Raw genomic sequence first — 21,773 nt, 5'->3', positions numbered from 1 at the left:
CTCGGACATTGCTCTTTGGGGCGAGTTAATTGGCTGATTAACTTTTCTCGCCTTCACACCAGCGAGGCAAGCGGTTTTCATGCCGCATGGCCAAAATAAAAACGGCGCGCACCGAAGTGCGCGCCGCGGAAAATTTGTGTCGAGGCGCTAAAGCGCGATTGTCAGCCCGCAGCGGTCACCGCGCGCTGTGCCATCACTTTGACGAGGTTGGCGCGGTACTCGGCCGTGCCATGGATGTCAGCCAGCAATCCGCTCGCAGAAATACTGACGCTGTCGATCGCTGATGGCGACCAGTTCGCCTTCAACGCGGCTTCGATGGCGGGGACCCGCATGACGCCGTTCTGCGAGGCGCCGGTGGCGGCCACCCGCACCTCGCCCGATTTGGTCTGCGCGACGAACACCCCGGTTAGTGCGAAGCGCGAGGCCGGATGCCGCATCTTGGCGTAGCCCGCTTTCGCCGGAACCGGGAACGACACGGCGGTGATGATCTCACCGTCTTCGAGTGCCGTGGTGAACAGGCCCTTGAAGAAATCATCCGCCGAGATCGACCGCTTGTTGGTCTTCACGGTGGCGCCGAGCGCGAGCAGTGCGGCGGGATAGTCGGCAGCGGGATCGTTGTTGGCGATCGAGCCACCGATCGTGCCGCGATAGCGCACCGCGGGGTCGCCGATCAGCGACGCCAGATAGGCGAGTGCCGGAATCGCCTTATTCGCGGCATCGCTGGTGGCGACGTCATGATGCGGCGTGGCGGCCTTGATAGTCAGCGTGTCGCCGGAGGCCTCGACGCCGATCATGTCCTTGATCTTGCCGAGGTCGATGACGTCTGACGGATTGGCGAGCCGCTGCTTCATGACAGGCAGCAGGGTTTGTCCGCCGGCCAGGAATTTCGCCTCGCTGCTCTTGCCGAACAGGCTCACGGCTTCGTCGACCGAGGAAGCCCGATGATAGGTGGTCTGGTACATCTTGGTTCCTCCCTCTTAAGCGGCGTTGATCGTGCGCCACACCCGGTCGGGGGTTGCGGGCATTTCCAGATTGTTCTTGCCGATCGCATCCGTGATCGCGTTGATCACGGCTGCAGAAGCTCCGATTGCGCCGGCCTCACCGCACCCCTTGATGCCCAGGGGATTGCCCGGGCACAGCGTTGTGGTGTGGGAGAGGTTGAACGAGGGCAGGTCGTCGGCACGCGGCATGGAGTAATCCATGAACGAGGCCGTCACCGGCTGGCCGTTGGCATCGTAGATCGCGTGCTCGAGCAGCGCCTGCCCGATGCCTTGGGCGAGGCCGCCATGGACCTGTCCCTCGACGATCATCGGGTTGATCAGCCGGCCGAAATCGTCGGCCGCGACGAAGTTGATGAAGGATGTCTTGCCGGTGCCGGGATCGACCTCGAGCTCGCAGATATAGGCGCCGGCCGGGAAGGTGAAGTTGGTGGGGTCGTAGAAGGCGCTCTCCTTCAGGCCGGGCTCCATCCCCTCGGGCAGATTGTGCGCGGTGTAGGCCGCGAGCGCGACCATCGGGAAGGCGATCGCCTTGTCGGTGCCCGTGACCTTGAACTCGCCGTTCTCGATGACGATGTCGGCCTCCGAGGCCTCCAGCGCATGCGCGGCGATCTTCTTGGCCTTGGATTCCATCTTCTCCATCGCCTTCAGGATCGCGGTAAGACCGACGGCTGCGGAGCGCGAGCCGTAGGTGCCCATGCCGAACTGCACCTTGTCAGTATCGCCATGGACGATCGAGACCTGGCTGATCGGAACGCCTAAGCGATCGGCGACGAGCTGGCAGAACGTGGTCTCGTGGCCCTGGCCGTGGCTGTGCGATCCCGTGAGGATCTCGATGGTGCCGACCGGATTGACGCGCACCTCGGCCGATTCCCACAGGCCGACGCCGGCACCCAGACTGCCGACGGCTTTTGACGGCGCGATGCCGCAGGCCTCGATGTAGCAGGACACGCCGATGCCGCGCAGCTTGCCTTGCGACTTTGCCTGTGCCTTGCGGGCAGGGAAGCCGGCATAGTCGATCGCCTTCATCGCCGCATCGAGCGAGGCGTTAAAGTCGCCGGTGTCATAGGCCATGATGACAGGCGTCTGGTGCGGGAACTGAGTGATGAAGTTGGTCCGGCGCAGCTCGGCCGGATCGACTTTCAGCTGCCGTGCCGCCGTCTCCATCAGCCGCTCCAGCAGGTAGCTGGCCTCGGGGCGGCCGGCGCCGCGATAGGCGTCGACCGGCGTGGTGTTGGTGTAGACGCCGATCACCTCGGCATGGATCGCCGGGATGTTGTATTGGCCCGACAGCAGCGTCGCGTAGAGATAGGTCGGCACCGACGACGAGAACAGCGACATGTAGGCGCCGAAATTGGCGTAGGTCTTCACCTTCAACCCGGTGATCTTGCTGTTGGCGTCGAAGGCCATCTCGGCGTGGGTCACATGGTCGCGGCCATGCGCGTCGGTGAGGAAGGCCTCGGTGCGGTCGCCGGTCCATTTCACGGGACGACCGACCTTCTTGGAGGCCCACAGCGCCACCATCTCTTCGGGATAGATGAAGATCTTCGAGCCGAAGCCGCCGCCGACGTCGGGCGCGATCACGCGCAGCTTGTGCTCGGGCGCGATGTTATAGAACGCCGACAGCACGAGGCGGGCGACGTGCGGGTTCTGCGACGTGGTGTAGAGCGTGAAATGCTCCTCCGCCGCGTCGTAATCGGCGATCGCCGCGCGCGGCTCCATCGCGTTCGGGGCGAGGCGGTTGTTGGTGACGTCGAGCTTCACCACATTGGCCGCCTTGGCGAAGGCTGCATCGACCGCACCCTCGTCGCCGATCACCCAGTCATAGACCTGGTTGCCGGGGGCTTCGGGATGCAGCTGCGGCGCGCCGGCCTTGATGGCGGCGTGCATGTCGGCGACCGCGGGAAGCTCCTCGTAATCGACGACGACAGCTTCCGCCGCGTCGCGCGCGAGATTCTTGCTCTCGGCGATCACGACGGCGACGGCCTGCCCGACGAACCGCACCGTCTCCGGCGCCATCGCCGGCCATGCGCCCATCTTCATCGGGCTGCCATCCTTGGAGGTGATGGCCCAGCCGCAGATGAGGTTACCGACCTTGTCGTCGACGAGTTGCTGTCCCGTGAGCACCGCGACCACGCCCGGCATCTTCAAGGCGGCAGAGGAGTCGATCCCCTTCACCTTGGCATGCGCGTGCGGGCTTCTGATGAAATAGGCATGAGTCATGCCCGGCAATTTGATGTCGTCGACGTAGCGGCCCTTGCCGGTAATGAAACGCTTGTCTTCCTTGCGCACGACGCGCGCACCGATGCCTTCAACACCCATGTCTGGTCCTCCCGACCGGAAATTTGTTGACCCGCGCTTTCCATCGAAAGCGGCAGTGGTTTTCTTGTTCGCGGCGGCCGCTCTACTCGGCCGCCTGCGCAACCTTCATGCGACCGGCCGCATCCAGCACGGCCTTGACGATGTTGTGGTAGCCGGTGCAGCGGCAGATATTGCCCTCGAGCTCTTGACGGACGGTGGCCTCGTCGAGCTGACCACCGTGGCGCTGCACGATGTCGATCGCCGACATGATCATGCCCGGCGTGCAATAGCCGCATTGCAGGCCGTGATTGTCGCGGAAGGCGGCCTGCATCGGATGCAGCTCATCGCCCTTGGCGATGCCTTCGATCGTGGTGACGCTCGCGCCGTCCGCCTGCCCTGCCAGCATGGTGCAGGATTTCACGGCGCGGCCATCCATGTGCACGACGCAGGCGCCGCACTGGCTGGTGTCGCAGCCGACGTGAGTCCCCGTGAGGTTGAGGTGATCGCGCAAGACGTGGACCAGCAGCGTGCGGTCCTCGACGTCGACAGCAACGGCCTTGCCGTTGACCGTCAGTTTGACTGTAGACACGTGGAGTCCTCCCAGAATGATTTTGATTGGTTCTAATTAGAAACAGCGCAACGGAACTTTGCAACTGGCATTTTGGTGACCTCGCGTCATGGAAAGGTCATCGTGGCGGCCGGCACGGCGCGCGATTCGATCATGATGCGCCCGGCCGTCGCCAACGCATGGCGCGACCGCAAGGCAGGTTCGGAAAGTTCTCATCGCGTCCGCGGACAACGTCGCATCGTCGAAGCCGCGTACCGCCGCCGCTCGCCTGCGAGCTCAGCCCTCCCGCACGTTGTTCTCCCTTGGATGTCTTGTTCCCTAGTGTGAATAGGAGCACGCGCTCGCGGCTTTGCAATCGCGATCTTGGTAGTAGGCGGCGGGACGCTAAGCCATTGATTTTATTGCGGCTGCACCCTGGACCTGCCGAACGCCTGATGTCGCTGCGCCAGCCTTCGCGCCGCGTCGGCGAGGGCGCCGGCGGCGTGGCCGGCTTCGCCAAGGGCGGCGCGAAGGCCAGGCTCGATGGAGAGGCGGCGACGTCACCACCCTGCATTGCGAAGCCGAGGCGCAGATCGGCGGCAAGCTCGCGCAGCTCGGCTCGCGGTTGATCGATTCGACGTCGCGAAAGCTCGCGGCGAATTTCTTCGAGAGCTTCGCCGCCGTGATCGCTCCACCCTCCTCACTCGCTAGGCAAGACGCATGGCGCGAATCCCGTGGAGCTGTCGAGTTCTCGCGTGATCTTGCCGGATTCCAGCAGCTCGTTTCAGGCTGCAAGCGGGCGGCAAGATGCGAGTGCCGATAACGATATGCGCGGCGAAAGCCGCCGACGATTTGCACTACTACCTTCCGCCTATACTAAGCGCGAAAAGCCGATGCTGTAATTTGCGCGATGGCTCGCAGGCAAACTGCGCATCGGGAGCGCAATGCGTTCCAGCGCCCAACCGGCGTACACAACAACACCGCGGAGGGAATACATGACCTTTGGAACGAAGGGCTTTTTGGCTGGTATTTCGATGGTTGCGATGCTGGCCGCCGGCACATCAGGCGTCCGTGCCAACAACTCGCTGATCAAGGCGCAATCCGATTCGAACCAGTGGGCCGTTGCCGGCCACGATTACGGCAATACGCGTTACAGCCCGCTCAAGCAGATCAATACCGAGAACGCCGGCAAGCTGACGCTCGCCTATTCGTTCTCGCTGGCGTCGTTGCGCTCGAACAAATCCTCGCCGATCGTCGTCGGCAACACGCTGTACGTCTCGAGCTCATGGGGCCCCAAATACGTCTATGCGCTCGACGCCGCGACCGGCGCGCGCAAATGGACCTGGGAGCCCGAAATTCCCGATGACGTGCTGCAATATGCCTGCTGCGACGTGAACAACCGCGGCGTCTCCTATGCGGACGGAAAGATCTTCGTCGGCCGCCTCGACGGCAAGCTGACGGCGCTCGATGCCGCGACCGGCAAGGCGCTGTGGACGACGAAGGTCGTCGATTACAAGCAGGGTTCGGTCATCACCTCGCCGCCGCTGGTGGTGCGCGACAAGGTCATTACCGGTTTCGGTGGCGGCGAGTACGGCGTGCGCGGTTCGCTCCAGGCCTTCGACATCAACAGCGGCAAGCAATTGTGGCAGACCTTTACGGTTCCCAGCCCGGATGAGCCCGGCGGCGACACCTGGAAAGGCGATTCCGCCCAGCATGGCGGCGGGGCGGCCTGGCTGGTCGGCTCCTACGATCCCAAGAGCGACACCGTCTATTGGGGCACCAGCAATCCTGGTCCGTGGAACACCGGCGTACGTTCGACCGGCGACGGCAATTTCGGCAAGCTGACCAACCTCTACACCGCCTCGACGCTCGCGCTCGATCCCAACACCGGCAAGATCAAGTGGCATATCCAGACCACGCCGGCCGATGCCTGGGACTATGACGGCGTCAACGAAGCCGTGCTCGCGGATCTGAAGATCGGCGGCAGCACGGTGCCGGCGCTGATGAAGGCGGATCGCAACGGCTACTTCTTCGTAGCCAACCGTGAGACCGGCAAGGTGGTCTCGGCGGAGAAATACGTCTTCTCCAACTGGGCGAAGAAGTGGGACGTCAACACCATGCGGGCGGTCGAAGATCCGGACAAGCGTCCGGGGCCGGGCCATCCCGCCAAGGACATCTGTCCGAACCTGATTGGCGGCAAGAACTGGCAGCCGATGTCGTTCAATCCGCAGACCGGGCTCGTCTACATCCCCTCGAACAATGTCTGCATGGACTGGTCGGTTTCCGATGTCGCCTACAAGCGCGGCGTGTTCTATCTCGGCGCCGAATTCCCGACCAAGGAAGGCCCCGGCGGCTTCCTCGGCGAGCTCGTGGCCTGGGATCCCATCGCCCAGAAGAAGGTCTGGTCGATCAAGGAAGACCTGCCGTTCAACGGCGGCACGCTGACCACCGGCGGCGGCCTCGTGTTCGCCGGTAACATCCATGGTGACTTCCGCGCCATCGATGCGAAGTCCGGCAAGGTGCTGTGGAGCAAGAATCTCGGCTCCGGTATCGGCGCGGGCCCGGTGACCTACAGCGTCGACGGCAAGCAATACGTCGCCATCGTCGTCGGCCGCACGGCTGCATTGCCCGCGTTCCTGGGCGAGGTTGGGAAGAAGATGACGGCCGCAGCCCCCGAGGGCGGTTCGCTCTTCGTGTTCTCCGTCCAGTGACGACTCGCGCGCGTATCCCAGACGGGATACGCGCGCGCTTCTCGACATCGCGCGGCGATGGCATAGGCCAGATCTCGGGCCAGATCTCGGATCAGATCCTGTGCCGCCACGCCTGGTCCAACAATTCCCACCTGCCGGAGATGAGGATGCGTCCGATCAATCCAGGAAACGGCAAGAGCCGCCATCGCACCATCGCGGGACTGTTCGCATGGGCTGCCGCGTCTGCGCTGATTGCACCGGCCGCAACCGCTCACGCGGACGAGGCGAAGCCGTTCCGTCTCTGCGCCGATCCGACCAATCTGCCGTTCTCGAGCGATGATCCGTCGCGGCCGGGCTTCTATGTCGAGATTGGCCAGGCGCTGGCGCAGGCGCTCGGCCAACCGATCACTTACGATTGGTACAAATCCTATTTCGGCAAGCGCACCGTGCGGGTCACGCTGCTGGGCAAGCAATGCGACGCCATGATCGGCTTGCCGCGCTCCGAGGATTTCATGGGACCTGCCGTGATCTTCTCCAGCACCTTTGCGAAGGAAGGCTACGCCCTGGTCGCGGCGAAAGGTCAGGCGATCGGCGGCGTGGACGACCTCAGGGGCAAGCGCGTCGCTGTCCAGTACGCCAGCACACCACAAAACCTCCTTGCGACACGTGACGACATCCAGAAGGTGACCGTGCTCTCGCCCGAGGAGGCCATGCAGGCGCTCGATCAGGGCAGGGCCGACGTCGCCTTCATCTGGGGGCCCGTCGCCGGCTGGTTGAACATGACCGCCTATCATGACCGCTATCAAATCCGGCTCACCGAAGGCGAAGGCCTGTCATGGGATGCCGCCATCGGCTTCGCGAAGGGTTCGACCGAGCTGCGCGATCGCGTCGATGCGATCCTGCCGACGCTTCAGACGACAATCGCCGATCTCGCGGTGAAATACGGCTTGCCGGCCGGACAGCCTGTCCGCTTTGGCGCAGCCCAGGCTGTGCCGGCGGGAACCACGACAGGGGCGGGCCCCGGGCCGAGCGTGAGGCAGGTCGCAAATGTGGTGGCAACCGAGATCAAGGGCGATGCGTCTACGCCGAATGCGGAGACCATCGGCGCGGGCAAGGAGATCTTCAACGGAACCTGCGCGCATTGCCACGGCCCAGACGCCATCCAGAGCGAACGGAAGATCGATCTGCGGCTCTTGCGTCACCGCTACGGCGACGACATGCGCGACACGTTCTGGAAGACCGTGCACGAGGGGCGCCCCGCCAAGGGCATGCCGGCCTGGAAGGAGGTCTACACCGACGACCAGTTCGACAGCATTTATTCCTTCCTGCTGACGGTCCAGGTCGAATCGAACGACTGAACGGCCTTGACCGGACGGGATCGGGAAGATGTGGTAGCGTCCATCATGCACCTTTCCGACGCCGGACCGGCGCAGGATGGGTGCGCTGCCGCCGCTCGTGCGGTGGATCCTTTGGAAGGCGCCATGGCCAGCTTCCTGATCATCGACGATCATCCGCTGTTTCGCGAAGCTCTCGGCAATGCAGTGCGGCTCGCCTTGCCGGAGGCCCGCATCCTGGAGGCGATGTCGATCGAGGACGCCCTGCACATCCTGTCGGCCGAGCAGGGGATCGACCTCGCGCTGCTCGATCTGTCGCTGCCGGATGCGACCGGCTTCTCCGGCTTTCTCCGCTTGCGCGAAACCTATCCGCGCCTGCCGGTCGCCATCGTATCGAGCGAGGAGGACCAGCATGTGGTCCGCGAAGCGCTGGCGCTCGGCGCGGCCGGCTATCTCCCGAAGTCGACGTCGAAGCGCGAGCTGGCCCAGTCGATCGAGGGCGTGCTTTCCGGATCGGTATCGGTGCCCCGGGATTTCGTGCCGACGCCGCCGCGGCGAAAAGCCGAGACCAGCAAGGCCCTCGTGGTCAAGCTCCGCGAGCTCACGCCGCAGCAGCTTCGGGTGCTGGACCTGCTTCGCCGCGGTTATCCGAACCGGCAGATCGCGCAAGAGCTACAGCTCGCCGAATCCACGGTGAAAGCGCACATCACCGAGATCCTGCGCAAGCTCGGACTGTTCAGCCGCAACAAGGCGATCATCGAAATCGGCAAGATGGACCTGCCCGATCCCAGGAGTCGGCCCTATGCGAGGGTCGATCGCGGGAGACCGCAATGATCCGCGCCGCCGTTCTTGACCTGGATCAACCCGGCGCGGGCTGGCTGATACATGCTCGGTTCAAGCTCGAACCCGGCAACGATTTGGGAATGGCTCACGCGTGATGCGATTTCTGATTGTCGAAGACCATCCGTTATTTCGCGAGGCGCTCGAAGGCGCGCTGCAGATGGTGGCGCCCGGGGCCGAGATCCTGCAGGCGACGTCGATCGACGGCGCGCTCGAACAGCTGTCCGCGGGTGCCGAGCTCGATCTCCTCCTCCTCGATCTGTCGATGCCGGGCACGACCGGCCTCTCGGGCATCATTCGTATCCGCAAGGCATTCCCGAAGGTTCCCGTCGTCATCGTGTCGGGTCATCAGGATCCACGCATCATCTCCGGCGCCTTGTCGCTGGGGGTGGCCGGCTACATCTTCAAATCCTCGTCCAAGCAGGAGCTTGCCCAGTCGATCGGCGAGGCGCTGCAGGGTCTCGTCTGTATTCCCGACGCCTATCGCGCACTCCGGCCGCGGCGGGCCCCAAGTCCTGCACATGATCTGCTGAAACGGCTGGATGACCTGACGCCGCAGCAATTGCGGGTCCTCGACATGCTCAAGCGCGGCCTGCAGAACAAGCAGATCGCCTATGAGCTGAAGATTTCCGAGACTACCGTGAAGGTCCATGTCTCGGACATCCTGCGCAAGCTGAACGTGCTGAGCCGCACCAAGGCGATCGTCGAAATGTCGCAGATCGATTTCGCGACGCTGGCAGGCGAGGGCACTACGCCGAGGCGCGAGCGTGCCCAACCGGATCAGCAGTGACGCGAATTTCTTCCGTCCCGCCCCGCCGATTGGCGGCCGTGCTGTCGATGACTTTGCTTAAGAATCAATGTCTTGGCGGACCGCTACTGTGCATGGGGTTGTTTTTCGATATTTTGTGTGACCGTCGCACCAGCTAGCTCAGCAGGAACGACAGCAGCGCGCGCATCTCGGCAGGCTTGACCGGCTTCTTCAACACTTCGAGGCCGGAGAGGCTCGCTTGCTTGGCGGCCTTCTCGGAATAGTCGGCGGTGATGATCATCGCGGGCACGTCGAGCTTCAGTTGCTGCCGGATGTCGGCTATCGCCGACAATCCGCTTTCGCCGTGATCGAGATGAAGATCGGCGATGACCGCGTCGGGCGCGCCGCCCAGCTCGCTGAGACGCAGCAGCGCTTCCGCAGTCGATCGCGTGGTCGCGACATCGCAGCCCCAGCCTTCCAACAAGGCGGCCATGGCCTCCGAGCCGGATGGATCGTTCTCGACCAGCAGGATCTTGGCGCCTTCGAGGCCACCATACTGACGTTCGGTGAGCTTGGTCTCGTGCACCTCGTCGCTGACCTCGGCAAGATCGGCCGGCTCGAGCTCCAGGACGAACGTCGATCCTTTGCCGACCTGCGACGACAGCTGCACCGCATGTCCGAGCACCGTCGCGAAGCGGCGAACGATGGAGAGTCCGAGCCCGAACCCGGCCTGGTCGGTTGCGCTGGCCTCACCGCGCTGGAATTCGCGAAAGATTGCCTCCTGTTGCGCCTGCGCAATTCCCGGTCCGGTATCGGAGACCTGGACGCAGATGCGGTTGTTCCGGCGCCTGCATCCCATCACGACGCCGCCGCTGCGGGTGTAGCGGATGGCATTGGCAAGCAGATTTTGCAGGATGCGCCGGAGCATCATCACGTCCGACGATACCGCGAGCGGCGAGTTGCGGATGCGCAAGGTCAGGCCCTGCCGTGCCGCGATCGGCGCGAATTCGTTGCGGAGCTGCTCGAACAGCGGCGCCAGCGCCAACGGACGCACGTCGGGCCTGAGCGCGCCGGCGTCGAGCTTGGCGATCTCCAGCAACGACCGCAACAGGTCCTCCAGCGTCACCAGCGAGCGGTCGACCTGGTCGATCAGCAGGCCCGCCTCCTGCGTCTCCATCATCTCGGCCAGCGCCGAGAGCGTCAGGCGCGCCGCGTTCAGCGGCTGCAACAGGTCGTGGGTGACCGAGATCAGAACCGACGATTTGAGCGAGCTTGCGGCCTCGGCCTGCTGCTTGGCGCGATACAGACCCTCATTGGCGCGTTCGATCGAATGCAGCGCCTCGCGCAACTGGTGCGTTCGGTCTCGAACCTGGCGGTCGAGCGCGATGGCTGTCTCGAACAACGAGAAGGCATTGAGCTGCTGGTCCATCGAGCGCTCGACGCGGGACATCAGCGCGGCATTGATCTTCTTCAGCTTCGCGGTTTCCCGCTGCAGCTGCTCGACCGTTTCGGCATCCTGCCATAGCCCGGTCACGAGGAGCGCCTGCCGATGGCGACGCCCGTGAACGTCTGGTTCACATGCATCGAGCCGAACTGTTCGCCGTAGGTATGAAAACCGACCACGCGGTTCTGGCGGTAGAGCTCGGACATGTCGCGGGCGAGCTGGTGCTGCTCGGCGTCGAGCCGGCGCAGCAGGCACTCGAAACCGATATAGAGCGAGACCTCGCCGATCTGGTCGCGCGTTTCCGCGAAGGCCTCGCGCGTCGTGCCGACGAGGCTGCGCGACGTCGCCGCCGTCAGCACCATGCCCTCGTCGATGGCGCAAAAGAAGTGCAGCGAGCCGTCCGGTTCGACGCGCTGGATCGACCGGGCGTAGTAGGAGCCGCCGACGCGGACCAGAACCGGATGCGAGGCGAACGAGAACGGATCGAGCTTGGCGTCCATGATCCCGACGACGCGGGAATATTCCTGGGCCGCGGGCTCGGCGTTCAGCTCCCTGACCGTCCGATTCTCGATGTCGGCCTCGGTGACCACCATCTTCTGCGGCCGCGGTTCGAAATTGTCACATTTGAATACCCGGAAGGGCAGCGACGTGCTCAAGACGACCAGGAGAGCGGCATTCGTGTACGCCTTGCCGTCGAGGAACACCCAGGTCCTCTCGAAGCGCATCCCGTCGCCCGCAGATCCACCGACGATCGGAATGTCGTCCAGCGAGGCATAGATCGCAGACATCACCGCTTCTTCCCGGCGGCACAGGCCGTCGATCAGGACCAGGCCGAACGGATTTCCGCGCTCGACCTGGGAGGACACCCGCAACAGCTCCTGCCGAAGCTCGGCGCCGATCCTGCGGCCGTCCTCGACGTGAAAACTGTCGAGATTGAGGATGGGGCGCACCACGGCCGAGAAGTCGGCTCGGCTGAATGCGAGAGCGACGACGCTGTTCTCGTCCCAGCCGTCGGGGGCAAGCTCGCCGGCAGTGGTGCAACCGCAGACCGGGACTCCGTCAAATTGTCGGCTGATCTCGGCGATGAATTGGTGCGGATCGTAGCTCGGGGAGACGAAGAGCAGAATGAGCGCCAGCTCGTCGGAGGGGAGCTGGCCGGCGAGGTCGGCAACGGCTTGCTCGGCGCCCGCGGCCTTCGACTTCGCGACAGCAACGCCAGACGCGCCGCCAAACCGAAAGTCGGTTTGCCCCACTCCGTTTCTCCCCTCGAGGACCCGCTCGGTCTAATGCCAAGTGCCTGACAAGTGTCCAAAGAGTATGGCCTTTTTCGCCCGGTCGCAACTCGGCGGCCAGGTCCGCGGGGCGCGTGTTCCGCACCAAGCCGCCGTTGCGGAGGAGGGGCGGACGAATTGACCGCCCCTTGACGATTCTGCCTAATTTTCATCGCCGGTCCGGAAGGGGCTGCTTCCTGGCCGCGTTGCACTTGCAAGAACAGATGTTGGGGGTTGGAATGTCCGGGCGTACCGCAGCGCCGTCGAAGCGCACACTATTTCCGACCCTCAGGTTTCGTACCAAGATCATTCTGGGCTTCGCCGCAGTGCTGGTGATTTCCGCCGGCAGCATGGCCTTCTCCTATTTCGGCTTCGAGCGGGTTTCCTCCGGGGTCGGGTCCTACCGCACCAGCGTTTCCGAGGCCGACCTTGCTCGCAACATCGACCGCGAGTTGCTCGCCTATCGTTCGGCCGCCCGCTACTTTGTCGTGACCGGCAAGGAGGACGACGCCAAGGCGGCGCTGGAGGCGGAAGCCAGCCTGAAGAGCGCGATCGACCAAGCCATCAAGAGCGCCAAGAAGCCGGCGAGGCAGGAGGGCCTCAACAAGCTCGCCAAGGAGTTTTCCAACTTCTCCGCGACCTTTGCCAAGATTTTGCAGGCCAAGCGCGACAGCGCGCTGCTGGTCCAGAACCAGCTCCAGCGCAACGCCAATCTCCTGAAATACAAGCTCGACGACATCGGCAACAACGCCTCCGACGCGGAAGCGCAGGCGATCGAGTTCGGCACCAAGCAGGTCAATGCCCAGTTCCAGACCGCAAGTTCTGCCGCGAGCAATTTCATCCTCAATTCCGACCAGGCGGTCGCGGCAAGCGCGCTGGCGCGGCTGAAGTTCGTCGATAACTCGCTCGGTGCGGTCTATTCCATGGACGACAAGATCGTCGCCGGGTTGAAGGACGCCAAGGCGCTGCTGGGAGCCTATCGGCAAGCGCTGGAGAAGCTGATCGCCAACGCCAAGATGATCGATGACCTCGTGACCGAAATGAGCGGCTCGGCCGGGGCGATCCTTCAGGGCGCCACCGCCATGAAGGCGGACCTCGTCGCCGAACAGCAGCGGCTGGATGCGCAGTCGGAAGCGACCATCGGACAGACCGAGCAACTGGTGCTGATCCTCGCCGTCGGCGGCACGCTGCTCGGTGCGGTCCTCGCCTTCCTGCTCGGGACCGGCATGTCGCGTCCGATGATCGCGATGTGCAAGGCGATGCGGGAGCTGGCCTCGGGCAATTTCGACGTGGTGCTGCCGGGACTTGGCCGCAAGGACGAGATCGGCGAGATGGCCGGCGCGGTCGAGGAGTTCAAGGTTCAGGCGGTGGCCAAGGCCGAGCGCGATGCCGCTGCCAGCGAAGTCCAGAACCGGGAGCAGGCGGCAAGCCGGCGCGCCGAGCTGATCCGCTTTGCCGACGATTTCGAGAGCGCGGTCGGCGCCATCGTCTCCAACGTCTCGGCGTCCGCCGTGCAGCTGGAATCGGCGGCCTCCACGCTGACCCGCACCGCCGAGACCACGCAGAGCCTGTCGAGCCAGGTCGCCGGCGTCTCCGAGCAGGCCTCCTCCAACATGCAGTCGGTCGCGACCGCGACCGAAGAGCTGTCGGCCTCGGTCGAGGAGATCGGCCGCCAGGTCCGCGAACTCCAGCCGCATTGCCGAGGCCGCCGTGGTGCAGGCCAAGGAGACCGACGGCCGCATCGGCAAACTGTCGCATGCCGCCCAGCAGATCGGCGAAGTGGTCAAGCTGATCACGGCGATCGCCGAGCAGACCAATCTTCTGGCGCTCAACGCCACCATCGAGGCGGCGCGCGCCGGTGAAGCCGGTCGCGGCTTTGCGGTGGTTGCGAGCGAGGTGAAGTCGCTGGCGAGCCAGACGGCGAAGGCGACGGATGAAATCTCCTCGCATATTACCGGCATGCAGGGCGCCACGGCCGAATTGGTCGCCGCGATCAAGGAGATCGGCGCGACCATCGGCCAGATCTCGTCGATCTCGACCTCGATCGCGAGCGCCGTCGAGCAGCAGGGTGCGGCAACGCAGGAGATCGCCCGCAGCGTCCAGACCGTCGCCCAGGGCACCCAGACCGCGGCCACCGATATCGGCGAGGTCAACCGCGGCGCTGCCGAAACCGGTTCGGCCTCGGAAGAGGTGCTGAACTCGGCCAAGACGCTGTCGAGCGAAAGCACCCGCCTGCGCGCCGAGCTCGACCGCTTCATGGCGAATATCCGGGCGGCGTAAGGCCCTGCAGTCGCACCACCCTCGGCTGTCGTCCCGGACAAGCGCGCCCTCAAGCGCGCGCCGATCCGGGACCCATAACCACCGAATTGCGTTGCTGCACGAGCTGGCAACTCCGAGTCGTCGCAAAACGATTGCTGCGGAGTATGGGTCCCGGATCGGCGCTACGCTCCTGACAACGCTGCGCGTTGTCGGGAGCTACGCTTGTCCGGGACGACAGCGGAGGATTTGCGCGCCGGCCTTTTGTCGCGGCGCGAGAAAGCCCGCCTTAAGAATTCCCCGCGTCACCTCACCGCCAGTTGCGGTGCCACAAATTTACCACAGCTTATCCTTTGCCCCGTAACGTGCCGCGGAGTCGGGAAGCGGGCTGCTTCCGGCTGCGCCTGGTTTTCCGCGAATGGAATGGGGTGGGGAATGTCGGTCAAGTCGAAGTCGCAGCAATCGAAGCTGCCAACGCTACGGTTTCGCGCAAAAATCATCCTTGGCTTCGTGGCGGTGCTCGCCATCCTCGCCGTCAGCATGGCTTTCGCCTATTTCGGCTTCGAGCGGATCCAGGCCGCCGTGGGCTCCTACCGCGCAAGCGTCTCGGAAGCCGATCTCGCGCGGACCGTCGACCGCGAGCTGATCGCCTATCAGGGGTTGGCGCGGGCCTACACGCTGACGGGTGCGGCGGATGACGAGACCGCGGCCAAGGCCGCCGAAGAGAATCTGAGGAGCGCGATCGGCAAGTCGATGTCTGCCACGACCGGGGCCGCCCGCCGTGAGCAGGTCGGCAAGCTCGAGGCCGAATTCCAGCGCTTCACGAAGGTGTTCGGTGAGATCATCACCCTGACCCGCGAGAACAACAAGATCGCGGCCGATGAGCTCAACAGCGTCGGCAACAAGATCCGCTTCAAGTTCGACGATCTCGCCGACACGGCTGCGCTGGCGGGGCTTGCATCGGTCCAGACCACGGCCAAGGACGTCACCTCGCAATATCTGGCGGTTTCCACCTCGGTCAGCGCCTTCGTCGCCAAGCCAGAGCCGAAGACCGCCGATGGCGTGATCGCCCGCATCAAGTTTCTGGAGACCTTGCTGGTCTCGATCTACGCGAACGACCAGAAGATCACCGACCGCGTCACCGAGATCGGCAATCTCCTGAAGCAGTACCGCACCTCTTTCGCGAAGCTGACCGAAAACGTGAAGGTCATCGTCAAGCTGAACGGCGAGATGACCAAGACGGCCGCGTCCATCCTCAAGCTCTCGGCCGAGCTGCGTTCGGACCTCACCGCCGACCAGCAGCGCATCGAGGCGAGCGCCAATGCGACCATTGGGGAGACCGAGCGGCTGATGCTGATGATGGCGCTCGGCGGTCTTGCCGTCGGCGCCGTGCTGGCCTGGATGCTCGGCAATGGTATCTCGCGTCCGATGATCGCGATGTGCAAGGCGATGCGGGAGCTGGCCTCGGGCAATTTCGACGTGGTGCTGCCGGGACTTGGCCGCAAGGACGAGATCGGCGAGATGGCCGGCGCGGTCGAGGAGTTCAAGGTTCAGGCGGTGGCCAAGGCCGAGCGCGATGCCGCTGCCAGCGAAGTCCAGAACCGGGAGCAGGCGGCAAGCCGGCGCGCCGAGCTGATCCGCTTTGCCGACGATTTCGAGAGCGCGGTCGGCGCCATCGTCTCCAACGTCTCGGCGTCCGCCGTGCAGCTGGAATCGGCGGCCTCCACGCTGACCCGCACCGCCGAGACCACGCAGAGCCTGTCGAGCCAGGTTGCCGGCGTCTCCGAGCAGGCGTCCTCCAACATGCAGTCGGTGGCGACCGCGACCGAAGAGCTGTCGGCCTCGGTCGAGGAGATCGGCCGCCAGGTCCGCGATTCCAGCCGCATCGCCGAGGCCGCCGTGGTGCAGGCCAAGGAGACCGACGGCCGCATCGGCAAACTGTCGCATGCCGCCCAGCAGATCGGCGAAGTGGTCAAGCTGATCACGGCGATCGCCGAGCAGACCAATCTTCTGGCGCTCAACGCCACCATCGAGGCGGCGCGCGCCGGTGAAGCCGGCCGCGGCTTTGCGGTGGTTGCGAGCGAGGTGAAGTCGCTGGCGAGCCAGACGGCGAAGGCGACGGATGAAATCTCCTCGCATATTACCGGCATGCAGGGCGCCACGGCCGAATCGGTCGCCGCGATCAAGGAGATCGGCGCGACCATCGGCCAGATCTCGTCGATCTCGACCTCGATCGCGAGCGCCGTCGAGCAGCAGGGTGCGGCAACGCAGGAGATCGCCCGCAGCGTCCAGACCGTCGCCCAGGGCACCCAGACCGCGGCCACCGATATCGGCGAGGTCAACCGCGGCGCTGCCGAAACCGGTTCGGCCTCGGAAGAGGTGCTGAACTCGGCCAAGACGCTGTCGAGCGAAAGCACCCGCCTGCGCGCCGAGCTCGACCGCTTCATGGCGAATATCCGGGCGGCGTAAGGCCCTGCAGTCGCACCACCCTCGGCTGTCGTCCCGGACAAGCGCGCCCTCAAGCGCGCGCCGATCCGGGACCCATAACCACCGAATTGCGTTGCTGCACGAGCTGGCAACTCCGAGTCGTCGCAAAACGATTGCTGCGGAGTATGGGTCCCGGATCTGCGCTCCGCTCCGGACAACGCTTCGCGTTGCCGGAGCTCCGCTTGTCCGGGACGACAGCGGAAATTTGAATCTCACTCCCGCCCGAACGCCCGCTTCAGCTCCACCTTCGCGCGCTCCAGTCGCGTGCGCTGCGTCTTCGGCAGCGTCTTGCCGGCGCGGTTGATGTAGAACGTCAGCATCGACAGCGCGGAGCGATAGGCACCTGCCTTGCGGCGCGAGCTGTGCTCGGCCGAGCGCTTCAGGGAGCCCGCGATTTTCTTGGGGTCCTTGAGCTTGAACACACCGCGCTTGAGATCGAGTGCGTCGCTCTCCTTCGTCACACGCTGCGACCATCGCTTCGGTGCTGCGCGTCGGCTTGACCTCTTGCGTGTCGTGCTGGCCTTGCGGCGCGCGGTGTTGCGCGCGCCTGTCTTCCGTGAATGTGTCGTCTTTCTGACCTGAGCCATGCGTCAACTCCTTGCAGCTCCATCGAAAACGGATGTTCTCGGCAGCTGTTCCTATGGGAACCCAGCCTCGTCGCAAACGTTGTCGCAGGTGGCAGGCGGAATGCCGCATCCCCATCATCGGATCGACCCCGTCCACGCTATGTGAACCGGGGCCGCTTCCATTGATCAGACACAACAACGCGATGGAATTGCAGCAAAGCCCAGCGCTGAATTATGAATCTGCGATCTCGGCGGTGGCGACGGATCGCGTCGTCGAGACCAGCATTCCCTCGCGCCTCGATGCGCTGCCGTGGAGCGGCTTTCATACGCGCGTCGTGCTCGCGCTCGGCATCACCTGGATCCTCGATGGACTCGAGGTGACGCTGGCCGGTGCGCTCTCGGGCGCGCTGAAGCAGAGTCCCTCGCTGCATTTCTCCAATCTCGATCTCGGCATCGCCAATTCCGCCTATCTTGCCGGCGCGGTGCTGGGTGCGCTCGGCTTCGGCTGGCTCACCGATCGCATCGGCCGCAAGAAATTGTTCTTCATCACGCTTGCGCTTTATCTCTCGGCGACGGCTGCGACTGCTCTGTCATGGGATATCGCGAGCTACGCGCTGTTTCGTTTTCTCACCGGCGCCGGCATCGGCGGCGAATACACCGCGATCAATTCGACCATCCAGGAGCTGGTGCCGGCGCGCTATCGCGGCTGGACCGATCTCATCATCAACGGCAGCTTCTGGATCGGCGCTGCGATGGGCGCGGTGGCGGCCATCGTGCTGCTCGATCCGGCCTTGATCGGTCCCGATCTCGGCTGGCGCCTCGCTTATCTGATCGGGGCGACCGTCGGCCTCGTCGTGCTCTTGATGCGGATGTGGATCCCGGAGAGCCCGCGCTGGTTGATGATCCACGGCCGACCCGACCAGGCGCATGCCATCGTCGACGAAATCGAATGCTCGGTGATCGGACAAGGCCAGGATACGAGCGACGGACGCTTTGCGAAGATCCGCCTGAAGATGCGCGATCACACGCCGATCCCCGAGGTCGTCCACACGCTGTTCTCTGCCTATCGTCAGCGCGCGCTGGTCGGCCTCGTGCTGATGAGCGCGCAGGCGTTCTTCTACAACGCAATCTTCTTCACCTTCGCGCTGGTGCTGACCGATTTCTACGGCATCAGCGCCGATCACGTCGGCTGGTATCCTGCCGCCCTTCGCCGCCGGCAACTTCCTCGGTCCGCTGCTGCTCGGCCGCCTGTTCGACACGCTCGGCCGCCGCACCATGATCGTGTTCACCTATGGCGTATCGGGCTTGTTGCTGGCGCTGTCAGGCTATCTGTTCTCGATCGGCGCGCTCAGCGCGCAGGGGCAGACCGTGGCCTGGATGGTGATCTTCTTCTTCGCCTCGCCGGCCGCGAGCGCGGCCTATCTCACCGTCAGCGAGAACTTTCCCTTGGAGGTCCGCGCGCTGGCGATCGCAGTATTCTATGCAGTCGGCACCGGCATTGGCGGCGTGATCGGGCCGGCACTATTCGGCGCGCTGATCGACACGGGATCACGCACCAGCGTGTTCGCCGGCTATCTGCTGGGGGCAGTCCTGATGATCGCGGCCGCGATCGTGGCGTGGCGCTATGCCGTCTCGGCAGAGCGCAAATCGCTCGAACAAATCGCACGGCCGCTTGCCTTTATGGAGTAGACTATGAAATCGGAACTTGCGGAAATGGCATTGGACGAGAAGCTCACCATCCCTGGTGACGACGAGACGCCGGAAACGGTGCCGGTGCCGCATGCGCTCGTGCCGCATCTGGACGAGACCGCGATCCTGCTCGACATCGACGGAACGCTGCTCGACCTGATGCCGACGCCGCGCGAGGTGTGGGTGCCGCCGGGGCTATCGGACACGCTCAATCGTCTGGTGGAACGCACCTCCGGCGCGCTGGCGCTGGTCAGCGGCCGCTCGCTCAATGACATCGACCTGATCTTCGCGCCCGACGTGTTTCGCGCCGTCGCCGGTCACGGCGCCGAGATGCGGCTGTCGGTGGACAGTGAAGCCGATGACGTCCACGCGCCGCCGCTGGACAAGGAGCTGAAGCGGCGGCTGGCTGCGATCGCCAAGCTCAGCCCGGGAATTCTGCTCGAGGACAAGGGCTATTCGCTGGCGCTGCATTACCGCCTTGCGCCGCATGCGGAGAAGGCGATCGACGAATCCGTGTCGCTGATCCGCGCCGATCTGCCCAATGCGCCGATCGAGGTGCTGCCTGGCAAATTCGTCTGCGAGATCAAGCATTCCGGCTTCACCAAGGCGAGCGGTGTGCACGAATTGATGAAGCATGAGCCATTCAGGGGACGTCGTCCTCTGTTCATCGGTGACGACGTCACGGATGAGACCGTGTTCGCGATCATGCCTGATATGGACGGGCTCGCCTTCTCGGTCGGCCGCCGCGCCATGGGTGTGAATGGTCACTTCGATGCGCCGAGCGATGTGCGTGCGTTCCTTGCGCGCTTGCTCGATCCGAGGTGAAACAAAGGCAGCGCCACCTCGCGGACATAATACCCGGCAGTATCGTTGCGCATCGCAATGCATGCTGCGCAACACACACCGTAAAAAGCTGATGAATTGTCGGGTTCCGCGAGGGAAGCCAGTTCCAACGCGCACGCCCGATTTTGGTTTCAATTCGTTGAAACGATGATCCGGAACCATATTGATGAACGGCAGTTAAACGGGCTGGAATGAAACAGGAGGGGACGACCTGTGAACTTAGTTGTCGTTTCAAATCGCGTCGCGCGCGGCAAACCCAATGAACCCATGACGGGCGGCCTCGCGGCGGCCTTGCTGCCAGTGGTGGAACATTCGGGGGCCATTTGGGTGGGCTCTTCAGGCCGCGTGCGTGATGGCCATCAGAAGGAACCGTTCGCCGAGATCGAAGCACTGGGCTCGGGCGCGATTGCGACGCTGGATCTGCCGGCGGCACATTACGGCGGCTATTACGAAGGCTTTGCCAATTCAGCGTTGTGGCCGGCACTGCATTCGCGCAGCGATCTGATCCGCGTCTCGCGCGAGGACTATGTCAGCTATCGCGAGGTCAACGCCTTCATGGCGCGCGCCTTGATGCGTTTTCGAAAAGCAAAAACCGCGTTCTGGGTGCAGGACTATCATTTTCTCGCGCTCGGCGCAGAACTGCGTAGTCTCGGCGTCGGCGATCCCATCGGTTTCTTTCTTCATACACCGTGGCCCGTCGCCGCGGTGGTGCAGGGCGTGCCCAATCATCGCGAGCTGATCACGGCGATGCTGGCCTACGATCTGCTCGGTTTCCAGACCAATGAGGATTGCCAGAACTTCCTCACTTATGTCGGCGGCGAGCTCGGCCTCGCCATCGAGGACGGTGTTGCGATCTCTCAGCATGGCCGCACGCGCTGTGAAGTGTTTCCGATCGGCATCGATGCGGAAAAGTTCGCGCAATATGCGGCGAAGTCGGCCTCGCATCCCGACGTGTCGCGGCTGCGGCGCAGCCTCAATGGCGAGCGCCTCGCGATCGGCGTCGACCGCCTCGACTATTCGAAAGGCCTCGTCAACCGCATCAGTGCATTCGACCGGCTCTGGACGGAGCATCCGCAGTTTGCGCGCAGCATCTCGCTGCTCCAGATCGCGAACCCGTCGCGGGGTGGCATCGAGGCCTATGGCAATCTCCAGAACGAGGTCGCGCGCCTCGTCACCGACGTCAACGGTCGTCACGGCGAAGTGGACTGGACGCCGATCCGCTATTTGAACAAGGGTTTTAGCCAGACCGTGCTCGCGGGCCTCTACCGCACGGCGCAAATCGGCGTGGTGACGCCGCTGCATGACGGCATGAACCTCGTCGCCAAGGAATACGTCGCTGCGCAAAACCCGGCCGATCCCGGCGTGCTGGTGCTGTCGAAGTTCGCCGGCGCGGCCAACGAGCTCGACACCGCCTTGATGGTCAATCCGCACGACATCGACGGTATGGCGCGCGCGATCGCGGTCGCGGCATCAATGCCGCTCACCGAGCGCAAGATGCGCTGGGACGTGATGATGAAGAAGCTGCGCGGCCACACCATCCAGCAATGGTCGACCGACTTCGTGGCTGAGCTCGAGAAATGCCGGACCGAGAAGGCCGCCGTTGTCCCGCTCGCAGCGCAGCCGCCGCAGGCGCTGCGCTGGCTGAAGTCGGCGATCTCAGGTGTGCGGTTGATCTAGTTCTTTTCCCTTGCCCGGTTTTTACGGGGAGAGGGGCCGCACGTGATTTATGAAAGGACCTGTACCCCCTTGCCCGGATCGC

At 64.1% G+C, this 21,773-nt stretch carries 15 protein-coding genes and 2 pseudogenes; 11 read left to right on the top strand and 6 right to left on the bottom strand.

Annotation, left to right across the window (positions count from 1 at the left end; translation table 11 throughout):
- Positions 1-161 precede the first annotated feature (161 nt).
- From ACSKB8_RS07800 to ACSKB8_RS07790, 3 genes are all read right to left on the bottom strand, one after another.
- Positions 162-962: an FAD binding domain-containing protein gene (locus ACSKB8_RS07800; RefSeq protein ID WP_438103525.1), complete on the bottom strand. Its 801-nt coding sequence runs from the start codon at positions 960-962 to the stop codon at positions 162-164.
- Positions 963-977: 15 nt separating this feature from the next.
- The gene (locus ACSKB8_RS07795) at positions 978-3,320 is read right to left on the bottom strand and encodes a xanthine dehydrogenase family protein molybdopterin-binding subunit (RefSeq protein WP_438103524.1); all 2,343 of its coding nucleotides are present in this window, start codon (positions 3,318-3,320) and stop codon (positions 978-980) included.
- A gap of 82 nt (positions 3,321-3,402) precedes the next feature.
- Entirely contained in the window at positions 3,403-3,888 is a 486-nt protein-coding gene (locus tag ACSKB8_RS07790) for a (2Fe-2S)-binding protein (RefSeq protein WP_438103523.1), read from the bottom strand.
- A 371-nt stretch (positions 3,889-4,259) separates the two neighbouring features.
- Between ACSKB8_RS07790 and ACSKB8_RS07785 the strand changes: the two genes are divergently transcribed.
- The 6 genes from ACSKB8_RS07785 to ACSKB8_RS07760 all read left to right on the top strand — a co-directional run bounded on the left by ACSKB8_RS07785 (position 4,260) and on the right by ACSKB8_RS07760 (position 9,500).
- On the top strand, positions 4,260-4,475 hold the full coding sequence (locus ACSKB8_RS07785) for a hypothetical protein (RefSeq protein WP_438103522.1): 216 nt from the start codon (positions 4,260-4,262) through the stop codon (positions 4,473-4,475).
- The gene (locus ACSKB8_RS07780) at positions 4,415-4,669 is read left to right on the top strand and encodes an SRPBCC domain-containing protein (protein ID WP_438110450.1); all 255 of its coding nucleotides are present in this window, start codon (positions 4,415-4,417) and stop codon (positions 4,667-4,669) included. The genes ACSKB8_RS07785 and ACSKB8_RS07780 overlap by 61 nt, the downstream gene beginning before the upstream one ends.
- 172 nt (positions 4,670-4,841) lie before the next feature.
- On the top strand, positions 4,842-6,557 hold the full coding sequence (locus ACSKB8_RS07775; protein ID WP_438103521.1) for a PQQ-dependent methanol/ethanol family dehydrogenase: 1,716 nt from the start codon (positions 4,842-4,844) through the stop codon (positions 6,555-6,557).
- Positions 6,558-6,703: 146 nt separating this feature from the next.
- Entirely contained in the window at positions 6,704-7,894 is a 1,191-nt protein-coding gene (locus ACSKB8_RS07770) for a c-type cytochrome (RefSeq protein ID WP_438103520.1), read from the top strand.
- A 123-nt stretch (positions 7,895-8,017) separates the two neighbouring features.
- Positions 8,018-8,704 carry a response regulator gene (locus tag ACSKB8_RS07765; protein ID WP_091896604.1) on the top strand — a complete coding sequence of 229 codons (687 nt, stop codon included), beginning with the start codon at positions 8,018-8,020 and terminating at the stop codon, positions 8,702-8,704.
- A gap of 103 nt (positions 8,705-8,807) precedes the next feature.
- Entirely contained in the window at positions 8,808-9,500 is a 693-nt protein-coding gene (locus ACSKB8_RS07760; protein WP_438103519.1) for a response regulator, read from the top strand.
- A gap of 133 nt (positions 9,501-9,633) precedes the next feature.
- Here the strand turns inward: ACSKB8_RS07760 and ACSKB8_RS07755 are convergent, their stop codons facing one another.
- Positions 9,634-10,992 (bottom strand): hybrid sensor histidine kinase/response regulator, encoded by a 1,359-nt coding sequence (locus tag ACSKB8_RS07755; protein WP_438103518.1) that lies wholly within the window; start codon positions 10,990-10,992, stop codon positions 9,634-9,636.
- Positions 10,989-12,155 (bottom strand): FIST N-terminal domain-containing protein, encoded by a 1,167-nt coding sequence (locus tag ACSKB8_RS07750; protein ID WP_438103517.1) that lies wholly within the window; start codon positions 12,153-12,155, stop codon positions 10,989-10,991. Before ACSKB8_RS07750 ends, ACSKB8_RS07755 begins: the two co-directional genes overlap by 4 nt.
- A 257-nt stretch (positions 12,156-12,412) precedes the next feature.
- Here ACSKB8_RS07750 and ACSKB8_RS07745 point away from each other — a divergent pair.
- Together ACSKB8_RS07745 and ACSKB8_RS07740 are read left to right on the top strand one after the other, a co-directional pair.
- Positions 12,413-14,453, top strand: a pseudogene (locus tag ACSKB8_RS07745) (methyl-accepting chemotaxis protein).
- A gap of 411 nt (positions 14,454-14,864) precedes the next feature.
- Positions 14,865-16,898, top strand: coding sequence for a methyl-accepting chemotaxis protein (locus ACSKB8_RS07740; protein ID WP_438103516.1), 2,034 nt, complete (start codon positions 14,865-14,867; stop codon positions 16,896-16,898).
- 230 nt (positions 16,899-17,128) lie between these two features.
- Here ACSKB8_RS07740 and ACSKB8_RS07735 read toward each other — a convergent pair whose 3' ends face one another.
- Positions 17,129-17,503 carry a DUF3175 domain-containing protein gene (locus ACSKB8_RS07735; RefSeq protein WP_128940947.1) on the bottom strand — a complete coding sequence of 125 codons (375 nt, stop codon included), beginning with the start codon at positions 17,501-17,503 and terminating at the stop codon, positions 17,129-17,131.
- Positions 17,504-17,685: 182 nt separating this feature from the next.
- Between ACSKB8_RS07735 and ACSKB8_RS07730 the strand changes: the two are divergent.
- The 3 genes and pseudogenes from ACSKB8_RS07730 (at position 17,686) to ACSKB8_RS07720 (ending at position 21,691) form a co-directional block, all read left to right on the top strand.
- A pseudogene (locus tag ACSKB8_RS07730) lies at positions 17,686-19,171 on the top strand (MFS transporter).
- Positions 19,172-19,174: 3 nt separating this feature from the next.
- Positions 19,175-19,996, top strand: a complete 822-nt coding sequence (gene otsB, locus ACSKB8_RS07725) for a trehalose-phosphatase (protein WP_438103515.1) — start codon at positions 19,175-19,177, stop codon at positions 19,994-19,996.
- 231 nt (positions 19,997-20,227) lie between these two features.
- A complete protein-coding gene (locus ACSKB8_RS07720) occupies positions 20,228-21,691 on the top strand; it encodes a trehalose-6-phosphate synthase (protein WP_438103514.1) in 1,464 nt (487 codons plus the stop codon).
- Positions 21,692-21,773 lie beyond the last annotated feature (82 nt).

It is taken from the genome of Bradyrhizobium sp. BR 1432, assembly GCF_051547705.1.
Taxonomy (GTDB): domain Bacteria; phylum Pseudomonadota; class Alphaproteobacteria; order Rhizobiales; family Xanthobacteraceae; genus Bradyrhizobium; species Bradyrhizobium zhanjiangense.
Note: the sequence above shows the minus strand (reverse complement) of the source record. Positions and strands in the feature narration are given on the sequence as shown.